Source organism: Pseudanabaena sp. PCC 9330 (assembly GCF_055795045.1).
Genome location: NZ_JAYFES010000115.1, coordinates 427,733 through 444,786, shown reverse-complemented (window position 1 = coordinate 444,786; position 17,054 = coordinate 427,733). Strand labels below are relative to the sequence as shown.

The 17,054-nt window shown below is 59.8% G+C and carries 10 protein-coding genes; 7 read left to right on the top strand and 3 right to left on the bottom strand.

Annotation, left to right across the window (positions count from 1 at the left end):
- Positions 1-146: 146 nt before the first annotated feature.
- Positions 147-1,946, top strand: a complete 1,800-nt coding sequence (locus AC0QKW_RS19265; RefSeq protein WP_473152709.1) for an adenylate/guanylate cyclase domain-containing protein — start codon at positions 147-149, stop codon at positions 1,944-1,946.
- A 206-nt stretch (positions 1,947-2,152) separates the two neighbouring features.
- The gene (locus AC0QKW_RS19260) at positions 2,153-2,980 is read left to right on the top strand and encodes a slipin family protein (RefSeq protein ID WP_473152708.1); all 828 of its coding nucleotides are present in this window, start codon (positions 2,153-2,155) and stop codon (positions 2,978-2,980) included.
- 81 nt (positions 2,981-3,061) lie between these two features.
- Here AC0QKW_RS19260 and AC0QKW_RS19255 read toward each other — a convergent pair whose 3' ends face one another.
- Positions 3,062-5,581, bottom strand: coding sequence for an alpha/beta hydrolase (locus AC0QKW_RS19255; protein ID WP_473152707.1), 2,520 nt, complete (start codon positions 5,579-5,581; stop codon positions 3,062-3,064).
- Between the two features lie 140 nt (positions 5,582-5,721).
- Here AC0QKW_RS19255 and AC0QKW_RS19250 point away from each other — a divergent pair, with 140 nt between their 5' ends.
- Both AC0QKW_RS19250 and AC0QKW_RS19245 read left to right on the top strand, forming a co-directional pair.
- A complete protein-coding gene (locus AC0QKW_RS19250) occupies positions 5,722-6,216 on the top strand; it encodes a helix-turn-helix transcriptional regulator (RefSeq protein WP_473152706.1) in 495 nt (164 codons plus the stop codon).
- 88 nt (positions 6,217-6,304) lie between these two features.
- Positions 6,305-6,541 carry a hypothetical protein gene (locus AC0QKW_RS19245; RefSeq protein WP_473152705.1) on the top strand — a complete coding sequence of 79 codons (237 nt, stop codon included), beginning with the start codon at positions 6,305-6,307 and terminating at the stop codon, positions 6,539-6,541.
- A gap of 78 nt (positions 6,542-6,619) precedes the next feature.
- Here AC0QKW_RS19245 and AC0QKW_RS19240 read toward each other — a convergent pair whose 3' ends face one another.
- On the bottom strand, positions 6,620-7,396 hold the full coding sequence (locus AC0QKW_RS19240; protein WP_473152704.1) for a phosphoadenylyl-sulfate reductase: 777 nt from the start codon (positions 7,394-7,396) through the stop codon (positions 6,620-6,622).
- A 424-nt stretch (positions 7,397-7,820) separates the two neighbouring features.
- On the opposite strand from AC0QKW_RS19240, the gene puuE reads away from it, so the two are divergent.
- From puuE to AC0QKW_RS19225, 3 genes are all read left to right on the top strand, one after another.
- Positions 7,821-8,744, top strand: a complete 924-nt coding sequence (gene puuE / locus AC0QKW_RS19235) for an allantoinase PuuE (protein WP_473152703.1) — start codon at positions 7,821-7,823, stop codon at positions 8,742-8,744.
- A gap of 157 nt (positions 8,745-8,901) precedes the next feature.
- Positions 8,902-10,200: a GTP cyclohydrolase II gene (locus AC0QKW_RS19230; RefSeq protein ID WP_473152702.1), complete on the top strand. Its 1,299-nt coding sequence runs from the start codon at positions 8,902-8,904 to the stop codon at positions 10,198-10,200.
- A gap of 2 nt (positions 10,201-10,202) precedes the next feature.
- The gene (locus AC0QKW_RS19225; protein WP_473152701.1) at positions 10,203-11,456 is read left to right on the top strand and encodes a URC4/urg3 family protein; all 1,254 of its coding nucleotides are present in this window, start codon (positions 10,203-10,205) and stop codon (positions 11,454-11,456) included.
- On the opposite strand, the gene AC0QKW_RS19220 is transcribed toward AC0QKW_RS19225, so the two are convergent.
- Positions 11,457-16,874, bottom strand: a complete 5,418-nt coding sequence (locus tag AC0QKW_RS19220; RefSeq protein WP_473152700.1) for a PAS domain S-box protein — start codon at positions 16,872-16,874, stop codon at positions 11,457-11,459.
- Positions 16,875-17,054 lie beyond the last annotated feature (180 nt).

Here is a 17,054-nt window from a genome sequence, read left to right as displayed (position 1 = left end):
TTAAGTTTAGTAACGGCGTCTGGGCTAGCCTTACACAAGCGCTGAAAAAACCCGCCTATTTTCAAAGCAATGGTGAGCGTTATCGCTTTGTGAGTCTGTGCTGGGTACCCTACCAGTACTTTTGAGGGGTATGACCCCCCACGGCTATGCCCCCCATGAACCTGCGCCAAAAGACGCTCTTGCTCACCACGCTGCCACTGCTGGGGCTGCTGGCAATTTTGTTTGGCAGCTTTTCGGCCATTTTGCAGCGCAGCTACGGTCGTCTAGAGCAGCAAGACGCCCAGCGCAACCTCCAGCGGGTCGACGAAGCCCTGGCGGTAGACCTCATGCAGATGCAGAGCGTCACTGAAGACTGGGCCGCCTGGGATGACACCTACGCCTTTGTGGGCGATCGCAATCTCGACTTCATACGCTCTAACCTGAGTAAATACGCCCTAGAGAGCCTGCGTCTCAACCTGGTAGCCATAGTCGATCGCCAGGGAGAGATCGTCTACAGCACCGGCTACGACCTTGAGAATCGCGACTTTTTGCCCCTGCCCGCCGATATCAAGCAGCATCTAGGGGGCGATCGCCCGCTGATGCAGTTTCCCAATCTGGCCCACCACTACGAGGGCATTATCGCCGTCGATGGTCAGCTGATGCTGGTGGTGGTCGAGCCAATTTTGCGCAGCGATGCCACCGGCCCCGCCAGGGGAGCGCTGCTCATGGGCCGCTACCTCAATAGCGACTTAGTGCGATCGCTGTCTCAGCGCACCCAGTTAGACCTGGCGCTGTATCCTCTGCTGGGGGGTGACCTGCCCACCGATCTCCGACTCCCTTTGGCCACCCTGTCAGGTACCACCAACGCGGCCCAGTCTCCCACCCTAATACAGCCTCAAACCGCCAACACCCTGGCGGGCTACATGCTCTGGTCTGACCTCTACGGCGACCCTGCGGCGCTGCTAGAGGTTAGCCTACCCCGCGACATTTACCACCAGGGGCAGATTAGCCGCCACTACCTGGGCTGGTCGCTGCTGGGCACCTGCCTGGTGTTTACCGGCGGGCTACTGCTGCTGCTCGATCGCGTCATTTTGCAGCGGCTGGTAGGCCTCAGCCAAGCGGTGCAGCAGATCGGGCGATCGAACGACCTGACCCAGCGGGTACATGTGCAGGGCAACGACGAGCTGGGCCATCTGGGCTACCAGATCAACACCATGCTGGGTGAGCTGCAAGTCAGCAACGAAAAGCTGGCGGCGGAGCAGCACAAGGCCGAGCAGCTATTGTTGAACATTTTGCCGGCGGCGATCGCCGGAGAGCTGATGCAGACCCAGGCGTCGGTGCCCCAGCACTTCGACGAAGTCACCATTCTATTTGCCGACATCGTCGGCTTTACCACCCTCTCCCACCACCTGTCGCCGATCAAGCTGGTCAATCTGCTGAACCAGATTTTCTCTGCCTTCGACGGCCTGGCCGAGCAGCTGGGCCTAGAAAAAATCAAGACCATCGGCGACGCCTATATGGTGGCAGCAGGGCTGCCCACGCCGAGAGAAGACCATGCTGAGGCGATCGCCGAAATGGCCCTGGCCATGCAGCAGGTCACCGCCTCCTTCCAAGCTGAGTCGGGCGAACCGCTCGAAATCCGCATCGGCATCAACACTGGCGTGGTCGTGGCCGGGGTGATCGGCACCAAAAAATTTATCTACGACCTCTGGGGCGATGCGGTCAACGTCGCCAGCCGCATGGAATCATCCAGCGAGCCAGGCCAAATTCAGGTCACCGCCGCCACCTACGAGCGGCTCAAAGACCGCTACCGGTTTGAGTACCGGGGCTCCATCGCCATCAAAGGCCGGGGTGAAATGGAAACCTACTGGCTGCGCGGGCATCGCCCTGAGGCATTATTCTGCTCTCTGCGCGCCGCTAGCACCAGTCCTCAAAGTCACTCAGCTATAGGCGGCCCGATGAGATGATCTGGGCGGCATTCAAACCGTCGTTGGCGGTGGCATTGTGCATCAGAATTGGAGCGATCGCCCCGATCCTACTCTGTAGTCCCCGGCACATCCATGCCAGTGTGAAGAAAGACTAGCAATTCTCTCCGGCTGCTTCACAGTCTCTAGAGCCCCCTCACAGCCTCTCTAGAATGGAAGAAATCCTCAGCGTTGGAGTGGCAAGCAATATGGGCTCGACGATCGCCGGTACGTTTTTGGTAGTACTGCTGATCCTGGGCAGTATGGGTATTAAGCTCGATCGCGAATACCAACGGGGGGTAATCTTTCGGCTGGGGCGGTTAAAGGGCGTGATGGGGCCAGGCCTATACTGGATTGTGCCCTTGGTCGATCAAAAGGTGCAGCTGGATGTGCGCACCAAAACCGTTTCCATTGAGCCCCAGGAAACCGTCACAGCCGACAGCGTCACCATTAAGGTCAATGCTGTTTTGTATTACCGAATTCTGCGGGGCGATAAAGCCATCAACCGGGTCGAGAACTACGAGATGGCCGTATACCAAGTGGCGCTGACGACCCTGCGCAACGTGGTCGGTCAAAATATGCTGGATGACGTGCTGCAAAATCGCGACAAAATCAACCTCAAGGTTCAAGAAATCGTGGACGAAATTACAGAGCCCTGGGGTATCGAGATCGAGCGCGTGGAAATGAAGGATGTGGAAATTCCCCTGGGCATGCAGCGCGCCATGGCCAAAGAGGCGGAAGCCCTGCGCGAAAAACGGGCTCGTCTGATTAAAGCGGCGGCAGAACAAGAGGCCTCCGTCAAGCTCTCAGAAGCCTCCAAAAAAATCATGGAAAACCCGGCTGCCCTAGAACTGCGACGCCTGCAAATGCTCACAGAAATCGGCACCGAAAACAACACCACAACAATAGTTATGCTCCCTTCAGATCTGATCACGCTGGCCAAAAATTGGTCAGTTCTTCCCGGCCCCCCCCAGCCAGCCCCAGCGGTGGTGGCACCGATCGAGCCGCCCAACCATGCCAACATTGCTGAATCTTAGGAGGGTCTGGTCGGCCCCAGCGGTCAAGCGCGATCGCCCTCAGACAAAAAACTACTAGAGGGCTGTGCTCGGGTTCTAAATCTATCGGTTTAAACAGTGGTTCAGCGTATCGAGGGCGTAGGGCGCAAAGGAGCCCAGCCAGGCATTCCAGGTGGTTTGGCTGACCTCGGCGTCGAGCAAGGCATTGACGGTGGCCACCCACTCGGGGTCGTCGCTGGGCAGGGCCAGGCTGTAGTATTCGCAGGTGAGCGGCAGCTCGGGTACCTGGGTCAGGCCTGCGGGCGATAGCCCACTGCGCACCACCTCGGCAAAGGTGAGCACATCATCGCCAAAAAAGGCATCGATTTGACCGTCTACCACCGCCTGCACGGCGTCGGTGCGCCCAGTGGGGCCGTCAAACCGGGTCACGGTCGCCTCAGGAAAGCGCTCTCGCAGCACCAGCTCGTTGGTGGTGTTGGCCAGCACCCCCACCCTCACCCCTGTCAGAGGCAGGGCTGGGTTAAGTTTGGGAGGCTGAGCCTGGGTGGTGAGAAAGCGACTGCCGGTGGCAAAGATCAGGCTAGAAAACTCAATGCCGTCGATGTCGTCACGCACGGTGTTGGGGCCACATTCTAGATACACCTGGCCGTCTCGCACCAGATCGTAGCGATCGCCCAGGGTAGAGGGCAGCGCCACCAGCTCAATGGCAATGGCGCTGCTGGTCTCTTGCTGTACGTAGTCGCGCAGGGCTTCAGCTAGGGCCGGGCAGTAGCCCGTCCAGCCAGTACTATCTACATAGCCAAAGGGGGGAGCATCGCGGCGCATGGCAATTCTCAGCTCGCCAGTGCGCTCAATAGCCGCCAAAATCGACTCTTCCCTCGGCGGCACTGGGGTGACAGGGGGCGGCACAATCGCCACGGGCGGGGTACCCACGTAGGCGGCGTTGACCTGCTCAGCGCTCAGACTGGTGACAATATCCATCACCATCGGCTGACCGGCGCTGGCAGATTTGGCATAGGCGGCGCTCAGGTAGGGCAGGTATTGGTCATCGCCCTGGAGATGCGCGCCCAAAAAGGCCACAGTCAGCCCCTTGTAATAGCGAGAGCCCACATCCCGGTTTTCGCCCATCAAAATATTGGGTACATCCCCGGCCCCTTCACCCGGTGGCTTCGTCGAAAAGTGGGTGCCCTGCTGCAACATCACCAGGTAGCGAGGCTCGGCATTTAACCAAATGAAAGGGGCAAACTGCTGGGTCACCACCGGCGAGGTGACATCGACATTGCCCGACACCATCATGATCGGGATGTCGATCTGGCCCACCCCTTCGGGGCCGTAGAGGGTGGATCCCATATGGTGGGCTGAGATCACCGCTTTAATGCGTGGGTCAGTCAGGTTAAAGTTTTTGGGCGGCAAAAATCGAGCCCGGCACTCTAGATAGAGGGGAAAGCTGAGGGTGAAGGTGCGGCGATCGCAGGTTTCTACAATCCGCGATCGGTTAATCGGTGCCCCCGCCAGGGCCATCACCGTCGAACTGCCCAGAGAGTCGCCGATCGCCCCAATGCGATCGAGATCTAGCCGTGCTGCCCATTCTGGCGAACTAGCCACCAGCCGCTTTAGCTCGTCAATCAAGAATGAAATTTCTTGTGGCCGGTTAACAAACTCAATCGGGCTCAGCAGCGTGTTTAGCCGACCGCCCAAAAACTCGCGCCGATAGCTCAGGTCACTGCCCACATGCTCTGGGGCAATCACCACATACCCATAGGAAGCCAGGTGCTGGTTGAGAAAAATAAAATCCTCCTTCACCGCCCCAAAGCCGTGGGAGACAATCACAATCGGTGCTGGCCCCGATCGCCCCTCCGGCAGATACACATCCACATCAAAGTCGTAGTTCACCGTCAGCCCCTGCCCCGTCTGGCGCAGGGCAGGGTTGGTCACCGTGATCGTGGTTTGCGAAAACGAGTGAGGGCCTGGCTGGGCTAGATCGGGCAGAGCGCTCACATTAAGGCCTGCTTGGGTAGCGGCCTCGGCCTCGGCCTGAGCCTTGATCGCCTGCACCGCCGCCCGGTTGTAGCTCAGGTAAATGGCCAACTCTCGCTGGAGCGCTTGCAGCCCCTCCAGATTGACGCTGATCGAGTCAGCCGGAAACTCGCGCATAACGTCGATCAGCGTCCAGCCCTCAGGCTCTGCCTTGGCCGCCGCGTTAATCACCGCCGCCCGCATGGCATGAAACCCATTTTCATCGGGGGTAGACTGAAAAATCATGCCCAGATTGGCCATCACATCGCGACCCAGGGGCGAATAGCTGAGGTTGCCCGCAGTAGCGACGTCAATCGGAAAGCGAAAGGTGAGCAGCGGGCGCAACCCGGCCAAGGCCTCACCGCTCAACACCCGCGCCAAGAGACGAAAATTGCCGGTGACCTGGCCCGTTTTAGCAAAGGTTTCTAAGGAGTCAACCGACAGATTAAACACTAGCGGCCCGGTCAGGCGAATGGTGAATGCCTCAGCGCTCAGGGCCGCCTGGGGGTGTAGCCAGGTTGCGCCAAAGCCTAGACCCGCTAGACCTAGGGTCGTGGCCAAAGTACCAGAAAACAGCCGGGTGCCCATAGACCGAAAAAAGGTCATCGGTGAAGTTCCTGAAGGAATGCTTCCAAATAATAGGATTAACCCAGGCAAGAAACTAGCCGGTTGAGGTCTCAAACCCAAGTTTTACGGCATTATAGAGAGTCAAATGACTGACCTCTGAGATTGCGTCGCGCCTACTCATGAAACCTGGCAGCAAATACTACCCGCTCTTTAACCACCTCCAGACCTCTGGCCAGGCCGAGATCGTGTTGACCTTTGGTGACATTGAGACGCTGCTGGGTGGCCCCCTGCCCAAGTCGGCCCTAAAGCGCAAAAACTGGTGGAGCAACCGCGACACCCCCACCGCCCTTCAGGCTAGCGCCTGGGTGGGGGCCGGCTATCATGTCTATGCGATCGATCTAGAGGCTAAAACCGTCACCTTCCGCAAATTTGAGGCCCAATACAACATCGAGCAAAAAGACGGCAAAATCATCTGGCAGCAAGATGCCATTCGTGCCCTGCGCAAACACATGAGCCTCACCCAAATGGAGTTTGCCGAGCAGATGGGCGTGCGCCGCCAAACCGTCAGCGAGTGGGAAAACGGCGTCTATGACCCCGATCGCAGCACTTCTAAGTTCTTTGAGCTGCTGGCCAAAACCGCCCGTTTTGAAGTGCCCCCGACAGAAGACAGTTGACCACTCTTGACTTATGTCCGTCCAGCGTTCATAATGATTTTCAGGCTGCTATGCGGCCTGAAAGCCATTATGAATTTGGGAGTCTTCTATGTCGTCCGAGCGTCCGCCTCTGCCTCTGCCCGCCGTCGGTGAGGCCAACATTCTGCGGGTGATGGCCATTGGCACCCTCGATGTAGTCAACAACTACGTGGTCACCCAGCATCGTCTCGGCTTTGCCGAAGTCGCCGAATGGTCGCGCCCTCTGCCCACCGCCAACCCTGGCGAAATCATGCGCATTCTCACCAAGCGCTTTGGTAGTGAGCGCTTTGGCAGTGAGCTGTCGTAAGTCGTGCAAAATCCGCATAAAACAATGAGTCCCTGGCTTCAAAGACAGAGATTATCGTTTTACCAAGTTGCTCACGCTCTACAGCGAACTGGAGTCTAGACTGGCCGCTTCTTCGGGTGACTGGGGCAGGTGCAGGCCACACTCTTGCTTCAGCCCCTTAAACCGGGTGTCGCGCTCGTTGGCGTCGGCAGCGGTGATCGGGCGGCTAGAGTGCCAGTCGCCAACGGTGACATAGCCCTGATCAAACAGCGGGTGGTAGGGCAAATCGTGGGCCACCAGGTACTCATAGACATCCTTAGATGTCCACTTGAGAATGGGCAGCAGCTTGTAGCGCCCCCCCTGCTGCCCTACCCGGTCTAAGGATTTGCGGTGGTCGGTCTGGTCAGAACGCAGCCCAGTGAGCCAGGCCGTGGCCTGCAACTCGGTCAGAGCGCGCTGCATCGGCTCGACTTTGCGAATGCGATCGTAGCGGTTGAAAGACTCTACATCGTTGTGCTCCCACAGCCGCCCGTGGAGTGCCTCCATGCGGGCCGGGCTGAGGGGTGACTGGTAGACCTTGAGGTTGAGGCTAAGGCGATTGGTCAGCTCGTCAGCAAAGCGGTAGGTCTCTGTTGGCAGATAGCCCGTATCGACCCAGATGATCGGAATCTCTGGCACCACCTGAGTCACCAGATGCAGCATCACCGCCGACTGAATGCCAAAGCTAGTGCTCATGACTAAGCCGTCACCAAAAGTGTCATGGCCCCACTGCACTAGACGAAGGGCGTCAGCGTCTGCCCATTCTCGATTAATCGCGTTTAAGTCAAGCATGGGAGCGGTCTGCACCTGGCGGGGCAAAAGTGCGGTGTCTGCCATGGATTTACTTCTTCCGTTTACCAATGTGGTAGCTCCATTGCCACAGATCTGGGGGTCAGGTGGATGGGGGGCGGTAGGTGGAGCCTGAGGCTCTATCGAGGTCTGCCGTTAACCATCGCAGCATCGCTAAGGGGTAAATAGGGTATTAAAGCCCTATTTTATGAATGTTCCATAGCCCCATTGACGATCTTTATGACATTAGCCCATCTGCTGATCATAATCGACAGCCTATGAACATTTGTATAAACGCAGGCTGACCCAAGATTTTGTCGCAATAGACTCGTTTTTTAGAGGAAAAACAGCTTTAGTGGATCCATTTTTGACTAGGATAATGGGTCAACGCCGGTATTGCTGCCCCATAAAAGTTTGCCCTGGCTGGACGTATATTTTGTATGCACTGCGTTGTTAACCCTCGCCTCGTTTTATGACTGTTAATCCCCCCTATCCTCGTGATTTGATCGGCTATGGTCGCACTCCGCCCCACGCCCAGTGGCCCGGTAACGCCCGCATAGCGGTGCAGTTTGTGATCAACTACGAAGAGGGGGGCGAAAACTGTATTCTCCACGGCGATGCGGCCTCGGAGGCGTTTTTGTCAGAGAGCGTAGGGGCGGCACCGCTGAAGGGAGTGCGCAATATCAATATGGAGTCGATGTATGAATACGGCAGCCGGGCCGGATTTTGGCGGCTGCACCGGCTGTTTACCAGCCGAGGCCTGCCGCTGACGGTGTACGCCGTTGCCATGGCCATGGCCCGCAACCCCGAGGCGGTAGCGGCTATGAATGAGGCCGATTGGGAGGTTGCCAGCCACGGCTACCGCTGGATTGACTACCAATATTTGGGCATCGATGCTGAGCGCGAGCATATTCGCCAGGCCGTAGACATTCACACCCAGGTGGCGGGCACCCGGCCCCTGGGCTTTTACCAGGGCCGCAACAGCCCCAACACTCGCGCCCTGGTGGTCGAGGAGGGCGGCTTTCTCTACGATGCCGACAGCTACGCCGACGACTTGCCCTACTGGAGCACCGAGTACGGCAGACCGCACCTGGTCATTCCCTATACCCTCGACAACAACGACATGCGCTTTGCCACCTACGCGGGCTTTAACTCGGGGGATCAGTTTTTTGCCTACCTGCGCGATGCCTTTGACACCCTCTATGCCGAAGGCGACGAAGCGCCCAAGATGATGAGCATTGGCCTGCACTGCCGCCTGGCGGGGCGTCCGGGGCGCACGGCAGCGCTGGCCAGGTTTTTAGATCATGTGCAGGGGCGCGATCGCGTCTGGATCTGCCGCCGCATCGACATTGCCCACCACTGGCACGAACATCATTCATGCCCTAGCGTCGGATAAGCCAACAGCCACGCTCAACGGCTACCCACAAGCGCGCGCTCCTGGCCACACCGTGCAGACACGTATCGGTAAAGCGGCCCTGTTGTCTGTCATGGGTGAGTCATTTGCGGCTTAGAAAGTGTGGCAGATTAGATGTTGCGTTGACGCGAGGCAAGCTATGGGTGACGGCAACGGTTCGGCAGCGGCAAACAGTACCCAGCCAGGGCTGACAGGCCCTTCTAAGCGGCACATTGTTTTGACCTCGCACCCCAGCCGCTCGGGCCTCAAGGGTGCCCCCATCTACTGGGGAGCGGGTGACCCGGCAAAACGGGGGGCGATCGTAGCCACGGTGAGCGACCCCAGCCATCGCAATGCGATCGGCACCCACTCGGGGTCCTACGCGGTGTATCGAGCGCTGGCGGTGGCCAGCGGGGTGCTCAATCCTGATCATCGGCCCGACTTTACCAATACAGCACCCACCATCCCCATTGGCCCTTACCCTAGGTGGGGCGATCCAGAGAAAATTGTTTCTCTCGACCCCTTTGGGGCGCTGGTGGGAGAGGTGTATCAGGATCTGCTAGCAGCGGGCATTGATGTGCGGCCCACGATCGCCGTCACCCGCGCCCACATTCAAATGCCGGAGCTGCTGGAAGCGGTGCGCCAGGGGCGAATTAAAGCAGATGGCGAAATTGTCAAAGCCGGTGGCGACCTGGTGGTGACCAAGGCGGCAGTGGAGCCGGTGTGGTATTTGCCGGGGGTGGCCCAGCGCCTCGGGGTGAGCGAAGAGGACTTGCGCTACGCCCTGTTTGAGCAGACCGGGGGCATGTTTCCGGAGCTGGTGACGCGGTTTGATCTGAAGGTGTTTTTGCCCCCCATCGGCGGCATTACAGTGTATGTCGTGGGCGATATGGCGGCGATCGCCGACCCCGATCGCCCCCTGGCGGTGCGAGTCCATGACGAGTGCAATGGCTCGGATGTGTTTGGCTCCGACATTTGCACCTGCCGCCCCTACCTGGTGCACGGTCTGGAGGAATGCATTGCCACGGCTCAGGCCGGGGGCGCAGGGCTGATTGTGTACTTCCGCAAGGAGGGGCGCGCCCTGGGAGAAGTGACGAAGTTTTTGGTATACAACGCCCGCAAGCGGCAGGAGGGGGGCGATCGCGCCGATGCCTACTTTGCCCGCACTGAATGCGTCGCCGGGGTGCAGGACGTGCGCTTTCAAGAACTGATGCCCGATGTGCTGCACTGGCTGGGGGTAACCCGCATCGATCGCATGGTGTCGATGAGCGATATGAAGTACAACGCTATTGTGCGATCGGGCATTGAGATTGTCGAGCGGGTGCCGATCCCCGACGAGCTGGTGCCACTCGATGCGCGGGTCGAGATCGAGGCGAAAAAGGCAGCGGGCTACTACACCGAGACCGTGGCACCGACAGAGGAAGATTTGGCCCAGATCAAGGGACGGGGGTTGGAGTAGGGATGGGGTCGTCAAGCCAAGATGGAGCTACGCCAGCAGCGGGGGCAGTCTATCTCCAGAGTCCGCAGGCCATTCGCGATCGCACCCGCCTGCTCTTTACCCTGGCCGAGCAAGATCAGCTCCAGCACTGGCGCTACCATCCTGAAGCGCTGCCTGCCACGGCCGCCTATGTGCTCCGGGTGATGGAGCAGCAGTATCCCCAGGGCGAGATCCCCGTTCACTCTCGCTGGCGGCATTTTGAGGTCGAGGGGCGATCGCGGCTAGAACTCCTGGAACCCAAGCTGTCGGGGCTCTCCCCCATCGAGCAGGCGCGGCTGAAGGTCGATCTGGCTGTCACCAGCGTGCTGCTGGATGCAGGGGCAGGGGGTCAGTGGCGCTACATCGAGCCGGGCACAGAGCTGGGGTTTGCCAGGTCAGAGGGGCTGGCGATCGCCAGCTTCCACGCCTTTGCCGCTGGCCTGTTCTCTAGCCAGGTCGACCAGCCCTGGCAAGCCGACGCCCAGGGATTGATCAATCTGACCGCCAAAGACTTGGGGCAAGCCTTTCAGGTCCATGACGACAACCCTCTGATCGGGCTAGAAGGGCGAGTCTCCCTGCTGCAAAAACTCGGACACACCCTTCAACAGCAGCCAGAATTCTTTGGGGCAGACCTGCCCCGACCGGGTCATTTGGTCGATTACTGGCTGACCCTGGCGATGGATAACCGACTCTCTGCCCCCACCCTTCTGCAAACCATTCTCCAAGGTCTCGGCCCGATCTGGCCGGGGCGAGTAGAGCTGGCCGGGGTGAATCTGGGCGACGTGTGGCCCCATCCACAATTGCCCGATACCGGCCCCGGCAGCAATCTGGTGCCCTTCCACAAGCTCTCTCAGTGGCTCACGTATTCGTTATTAGAGCCGCTGCAAGACCTGGGTCTGGCGATCGCTGACCTCGACCAGCTCACGGGCCTGGCCGAATACCGCAACGGTGGCCTGTTTGTAGATAGCAGCGTACTGGGTCTGAAAGATCCCACCGCTGCTGAAAGCGCCCACGCTCCTGGTTCGCCCTTAATTGTTGAATGGCGCGCCCTCACCCTGTGCCTGCTAGACGAGCTGGCCACCCACATTCGCCAAACCCTCGGCGTGGATGCGGCGACCCTGCCCCTGGCCAAGATTCTCCAGGGTGGCACCTGGACGGCGGGACGGCAGATGGCGGCGGCAAAGCGCCCCGGCGGCGGCCCGCCGATACAGCTTGCCAGTGACGGTACGGTGTTTTGATCAATGCAGCAGGTCGGCAATGGTCTTGAGCAGATCGCGAAAATCGTAGGGCTTGGGCAAAAAGACCCTGGCCCCGGCGGCGATCGCGGCGGGCTGGTAAGTGGCCAACCCGCTAGTGGCCACAAGGATCAGCTCGGGCTGGCGGTGCTTGAGGTGCTGCATCAGGGTGAGGCCATCCATGCCGGGCATCATCATGTCGAGTACGGCGAGGGTGGGCTGGTGCTGGGTGCAGAGTTCGAGGGCTTCGGGGCCACTGCTGGCGATCAGCGGGCTGTAGTTGTAGCTGACAAGCAGCGATCGCAGAGCCTGCTGTACCGAGGGATCGTCATCGACCAATAAGATCATTTCTCCCTGCCCCAGGGGGGGAGCCTCGGAGCCAGGGGCCGGCAGACTGGGGCCGGCAGGGGTATCTAGGGCCGGCAGGTAGACCTGCATTTGGGTGCCCTGCCCCAGCTCGCTCTCGACCTGCACAAAGCCACCGCTACCCTTGACAATGCCCAGCACCGTGGCCAGGCCCAGCCCAGTGCCCTCGCCCTTGGTGGTGAAAAAGGGGTCAAAGATGCGATCGCGCACCCCTGGGTCAATACCGGTACCGGTATCGGCCACGGTCAGCCGCAGATACTGGCCCACCTGGGCATCGAGGTTGATGGCGACGGTGGCAGCATCGATCGCCACCGGCTCGGCGGCAATAGTGAGCGTGCCCCCCTCAGGCATGGCGTCGCGAGCATTGACACAGAGGTTCATCAGTACCTGGTGCAGATGGGTGGGGTCGGCACTGACGCGGGGCAGCTCTACCCCCGGCTCAAACCCCACCGATTGCAGCGTAATCTGCCTGGGCAAGCTCTGCTCAAGCATGCGACTGAGGTCTTGCAGCAGCGGCGGTAGGTCAACCTCAGTGCGCACCCCGCTACTGGTGCGACTGATCGACAAGATTTGCTGCACCATGCTGATGCCCCGTTTGGCGCTGTCTTCGAGCAGACGCAACTGCTCTTGGGCATTGCGGCCCAGGCCCGTTTGGGTATAGCGCAGCAGCTGGGCCATGGTCAAAATGGGGGTGAACACATTGTTGAGGTCGTGGGCAATGCCGCTAGAGAGACGACCCAGGCTCTCTAGCCGCTGGGCCTGGTAAAACTGGGCCTCTAGGGCTTTTTTGTCGGTGATGTCGGTCTCTACCGACAAAATAAACCCAGGCTGCCCCGTCTCGTCGGGCACCAGGGTCCAGCGGGCCGATACGGTGACCGACTGCCCGGCTTTGGTGATCTCGTGCAGCTCGCCGCGCCACTCGCCCTCGGTGTAGAGGGTCTGCATAATGCTGTCGAGCCGGAGCAGGTCGCCGCGCAGCAGATCACTCACTGGGCGATCGAGAGCCTCAGCAGCACTCCAGCCGTAGAGGCGTTCGGCCCCACGGTTCCAGTAGAGCAGGCGGTGATCGAGGTCACGCACAAAAATGGCGTCAGAGGCGATGTCGAGCAGAGCCGCCTGCTCCTGAAGTTTGCGATCGGCCTCTTTGCGCTCGGTGATGTCTTCGATGGCACTGACGTAGCCGCTGCTGTCGCCCGTAGCCGTGCGCAGGGGGGCGATCGCCACCTGCACCCAGCGCACCTCGCCGGTGGGGGTAAGCAGACGAAACTCGGGCAGGTGCTGGCGCTGACCCGCCAAAAACGCCTCCCAAGCGCGGGCCAGCAGGGCGCGATCGTCTGGATACACCACCTGCATCCACCCGTTCCCCAGGGAGGCCTCGGCGCTCAGCCCCGAGATCGCCTGCCAACGAGCGTTGGTGTAGATACAGTGCCCATCGGCATCGATCTGGCCAATGCCGATGGGGGCGGTGGCGCTGAGGGTGCGAAACCGGGCTTCGCTCTCTTGCAACACCTGCTGAATGCGCTGGCGCTCTTGCAGCTCTTGCAGCACCTGTCCATAGAGCTCTGACTGCTGAATGGCAACGCTGGTCTTGTTGGCAATGCGCTTGACTAAGGCAATTTCGGCGGGTTGCCACTGACGAGCAGCGGCACACTGGTGGGCAATCAGCAGACCCCAGAGCCCCTCACCCTGTAAGATCGGCACCACCAGGTTGGCCCTGACCTGAAAGAGCAGCAGCAGATCGCGGTGGCAGGGGGCTAGGCCGACCTCGTCAATGTCGTTGATGGCACCCACCCGACCCTGGCGGTAGGCTTCGACAAACTGATCGCTAAAGCAGGGGTCGTGAATCGTGCTGTCAAGAATAGAGGCAAACCCGTTGCCCACCGACTCGGCAATCACCTGGCCCTGGTCATTGCTCTCTAACCGAAACACAATCACCCGATCGCTCGCTAGCACCGCCCGACTGCGTTCGACGACTCGGGCCAGCACCGCCTCAAAATCAAGGGATTGGCGAATGTCGTCGGTGATGTCGTTCAGTAGATACTCTTGCTGAATTTGGCGCTTTAGGGTGAGGTCTGCCTGCTTGCGATCGGTAATGTCGCGGCCCTCGGGCATCAGCATCACCACCTGCCCGGCCTCATCGACAATCGGCTTGAGCGAGAAGTCGAGCCAGGCCTGGGTGCCATCGGCCCAGATGTGCTGGGTTTCAGTCTGAATGGTTTCGCCACTAGCGGCCCGGCGAATCAGATCTTGGAGCTGCTGCTGCTGCTCAGGAAACTGCGCCCACCAGCGGGTTTGCCAAAAGGGCAGACCGACCACATCCTCGAGGTCGGCGGCGATCGCATCGAGGGCCGTGCGGTTGGCATCGATCAAGATGCCCTCAGGGGTGAGCATGCCCATAAACTCAAAGGTGCTATTAAAGGCAGCCCGCAGCTTGCGCTCGCTGGCTTTCAGGTCGGCCTCAGCCCGCTTGCGATCGGTAATGTCGTGGTTGACCGTGGTGACGAACCAGCAATCCTCAGCTATTTTGCGGGAGTTGTAGGAACTGGAAAACCAGTGCATCTCGCCATCTTGGCAGCGGAACCGATACTCGACGCTGGCCTCGCCCTCGGCATAAAAGGTCGCGAACAGGGGCATAAGCTGCTGCTCGCGATCGTCAGGGTGTACCTGCGCTAGCCAAAACTGCTTGTCGTCATAGTGGTCTAGGCTGTAGCCAAACAGCCGTTCGCACCCGGCAGACCAGTAGTCGTACTCAAAGTCGCCGTCGGCATAGACGCGAAAGCTGGAGATGGCGGCGATCGCGCTGTTGAGCACCTCGCTCAGCTTGGCTTCGGAGGCCGCCAGGGCCTGCTCCATCTGCTTCTGGTGGGTCACATCCTGGTTGATCGCTATGATCTGCCAGCCGTCCTCGCCCAGGGGCTGCGAGGCGTGGGTGCAGGACAGCCACCGCAGGGAGCCATCGCGGTGGTGAAACCGACACTCAAAGGAGGGGGCCTCTCCGGCAAAAATAGCGGTCAAGAAAGGCTCAAATAGGGCGTTCAGATCCGCTGGTTCGACCCGCGAGAAAAAGAGGTTAGGATCGGCCAGCAGCTCAGCGGGGGTGAAGCCCAGCAGGGTTTCGCAGCCCACCGAAAAGTAGTCGTATTGCCAGGTTCCGTCGCGAAAGAGCTGATAGCTGACAATGGCGGCATTGGCGCTGTCGAGAATGGAGCTAAGCCGCGCCTCGGAGGCGGTGAGGGCCAGGGCCAGCTGCTTGCGCTCGGTAATATCGGTGGCAACGGTGGTCACCCGCCAGCAGGCATCGGCCTCATCCCACTGGGCCATGAGGGTTTCTGAGATCCAGCGCAGGCGATCGGATTGATCGAGAAAGCGATACTCAACGGTGAGGGTACTACCCGCAAAAATCTGCTCGAAGGCCCGCTCTACAATGGTTTCTAGATCCTCGGGTACAATGCGCGCCATCCACTGCTCTGGATAACTGCGGAGGTATTCTGGAGAATAGCCGTAGACTATCTCGCAACCCGCCGACATAAAGTCATTCACGTAGGTGCGATCGCCATAGACGCGAAACTCGGCGATCGCGGCCCCAGCGCTATGCAAAATGCGGCTCAGCTTGGCTTCGGAGTCCGCCAGGGCCTGCTCCATCTGCTTCTGGTGGGTCACATCCTGGTTGATCGCCGTGATCTGCCAGACGCCCTCCCCCAGGGGCTGGGCGGTGTGGGTGCAGGAAATCCAGCGCCGGGAGCCGTCGCGGTGGCGAAAGCGATAGTCCACCGTGGGGCTGCCCCCGGCCAGCACCGCGTCGATAAAGGGTTCCAGGCTGGCGTCGAGATCCGTGGGCACCACCTGGGACAGCAGCAGCGTGGGGTCGGCCATCAACTCGGCAGGGCTGTAGCCAAACACCCGCTCGCAGCCCGCCGAAAAGTAGTCGTACTGCCAGGTGCGATCGGCGAACAGGCGAAAGCTGGCGATCGCGGCGTTAGCGCTGTCGAGGATAGAATTGGCCTGCGCTTCGGAGGCGGCCAGGGCCAGCTCCAGCCGCTTGCGATCGCTGATGTCCTGGCCCACCACGGTAATTTGCCAGCCGTTGTCGGCAATTTTTTGCGCGGCGTAGGTGTTGGACAGCCAGCGCCAGCCCCCATCCCGGTGGCGAAAGCGATACTCCCACACGGTACTGCGCTCGGCCAGCAGGTTGGCCAGCCGCTGGTCGAGGACGGCCAGATCGTCGGGGTGCATGCGCGATCGCCACAGGTGCTTGTCGGCCATAAACGCCGCAGGCGAGTAGCCCAAAATGCCCTCACAGCCCGCCGAAAAGTAGTCATACTCCCAGTCGCCGTTCTCAAACATGCGAAAACTGATGATCACGCCGAGGGCGCTGTCGAGAATCTGACTGAGCTGAGACTCAGAGGTTTGCAGCGCCAGCTCTAGCCGCTTGCGATCGCTAATGTCGCGCAGCAGCCAGTAGAGATGGGTGATCTGGCCCTGGCGATCGCGCTCAGCCGACACCGACACCGACACGCTCAGAGGCGACTGCTGACGGGGCAAAACCAACAGCTCCTGATCTTTCAAGATGACCGTCCCAGTCGAGGCCGCTGTCGGCGCTGTCGGGGGGGAAGCCAGATCGGGTGAGCGCGAGTCGAGGCGGTTGAGCTGCTCATAGATAAAGCCGTGGTCGGCTTCGGCAATAAACACCGTTAGGGGTTTGCCCCCGGCATAGTCAGCCTGCACGTTGATCAACCGGGCTGCCGCCCCATTGATCGCCTCGATATTGCCCTGGGCGTCGGTGACCACATAGGCATCGGGGGCAAAATCAAAGAGATTTTGGTAGCGCTGGCGCTCGTCTTCGAGCCTGTGCTGAGTGACGACTAGGGTTTCGTTTTGCTGGCGCATAGACTCAACGACCATCTGCAACTTTTCTAGAGCCACCGAGGTCTCCATGATCGAGGCCGCCAGCAGCGGGTTATGGTCAGGCAAATGGGCGATCGCCTCCCGCTGAATCTCGTTTAGACGCTCCTGGGCTAACTCGATCTGGCGCGCTAGGTCTAAGTCGTTGATCATGGCTCCCTCCGCTCCTACTTCGCTCTGACCCTAGCTCTACCTCTTCCCGCCCAGACCAGCTCTAGTGTTTTGGGGTACATCTATCATCGACTCAAAAAACTATTTTCTGACAAAGAATCGTTGAGTAATTCTTCAAATTTGTGCAAAAAAGTGGGAACTTTTCTGCCCCTCACAGTTCCC

What these genes read in the sequence shown, in the direction of transcription:
- AC0QKW_RS19265 (WP_473152709.1), top strand. Translation starts at nt 147, where the DNA reads ATGCCCCCCATGAACCTGCGCCAAAAGACGCTCTTGCTCACCACGCTG.
- puuE (WP_473152703.1), top strand. Translation starts at nt 7,821, where the DNA reads ATGACTGTTAATCCCCCCTATCCTCGTGATTTGATCGGCTATGGTCGC.
- AC0QKW_RS19230 (WP_473152702.1), top strand. Translation starts at nt 8,902, where the DNA reads ATGGGTGACGGCAACGGTTCGGCAGCGGCAAACAGTACCCAGCCAGGG.
- AC0QKW_RS19255 (WP_473152707.1), bottom strand. Translation starts at nt 5,581, where the DNA reads ATGACCTTTTTTCGGTCTATGGGCACCCGGCTGTTTTCTGGTACTTTG.
- AC0QKW_RS19250 (WP_473152706.1), top strand. Translation starts at nt 5,722, where the DNA reads ATGAAACCTGGCAGCAAATACTACCCGCTCTTTAACCACCTCCAGACC.
- AC0QKW_RS19245 (WP_473152705.1), top strand. Translation starts at nt 6,305, where the DNA reads ATGTCGTCCGAGCGTCCGCCTCTGCCTCTGCCCGCCGTCGGTGAGGCC.
- AC0QKW_RS19225 (WP_473152701.1), top strand. Translation starts at nt 10,203, where the DNA reads ATGGGGTCGTCAAGCCAAGATGGAGCTACGCCAGCAGCGGGGGCAGTC.
- AC0QKW_RS19240 (WP_473152704.1), bottom strand. Translation starts at nt 7,396, where the DNA reads ATGGCAGACACCGCACTTTTGCCCCGCCAGGTGCAGACCGCTCCCATG.
- AC0QKW_RS19260 (WP_473152708.1), top strand. Translation starts at nt 2,153, where the DNA reads ATGGGCTCGACGATCGCCGGTACGTTTTTGGTAGTACTGCTGATCCTG.
- AC0QKW_RS19220 (WP_473152700.1), bottom strand. Translation starts at nt 16,874, where the DNA reads ATGATCAACGACTTAGACCTAGCGCGCCAGATCGAGTTAGCCCAGGAG.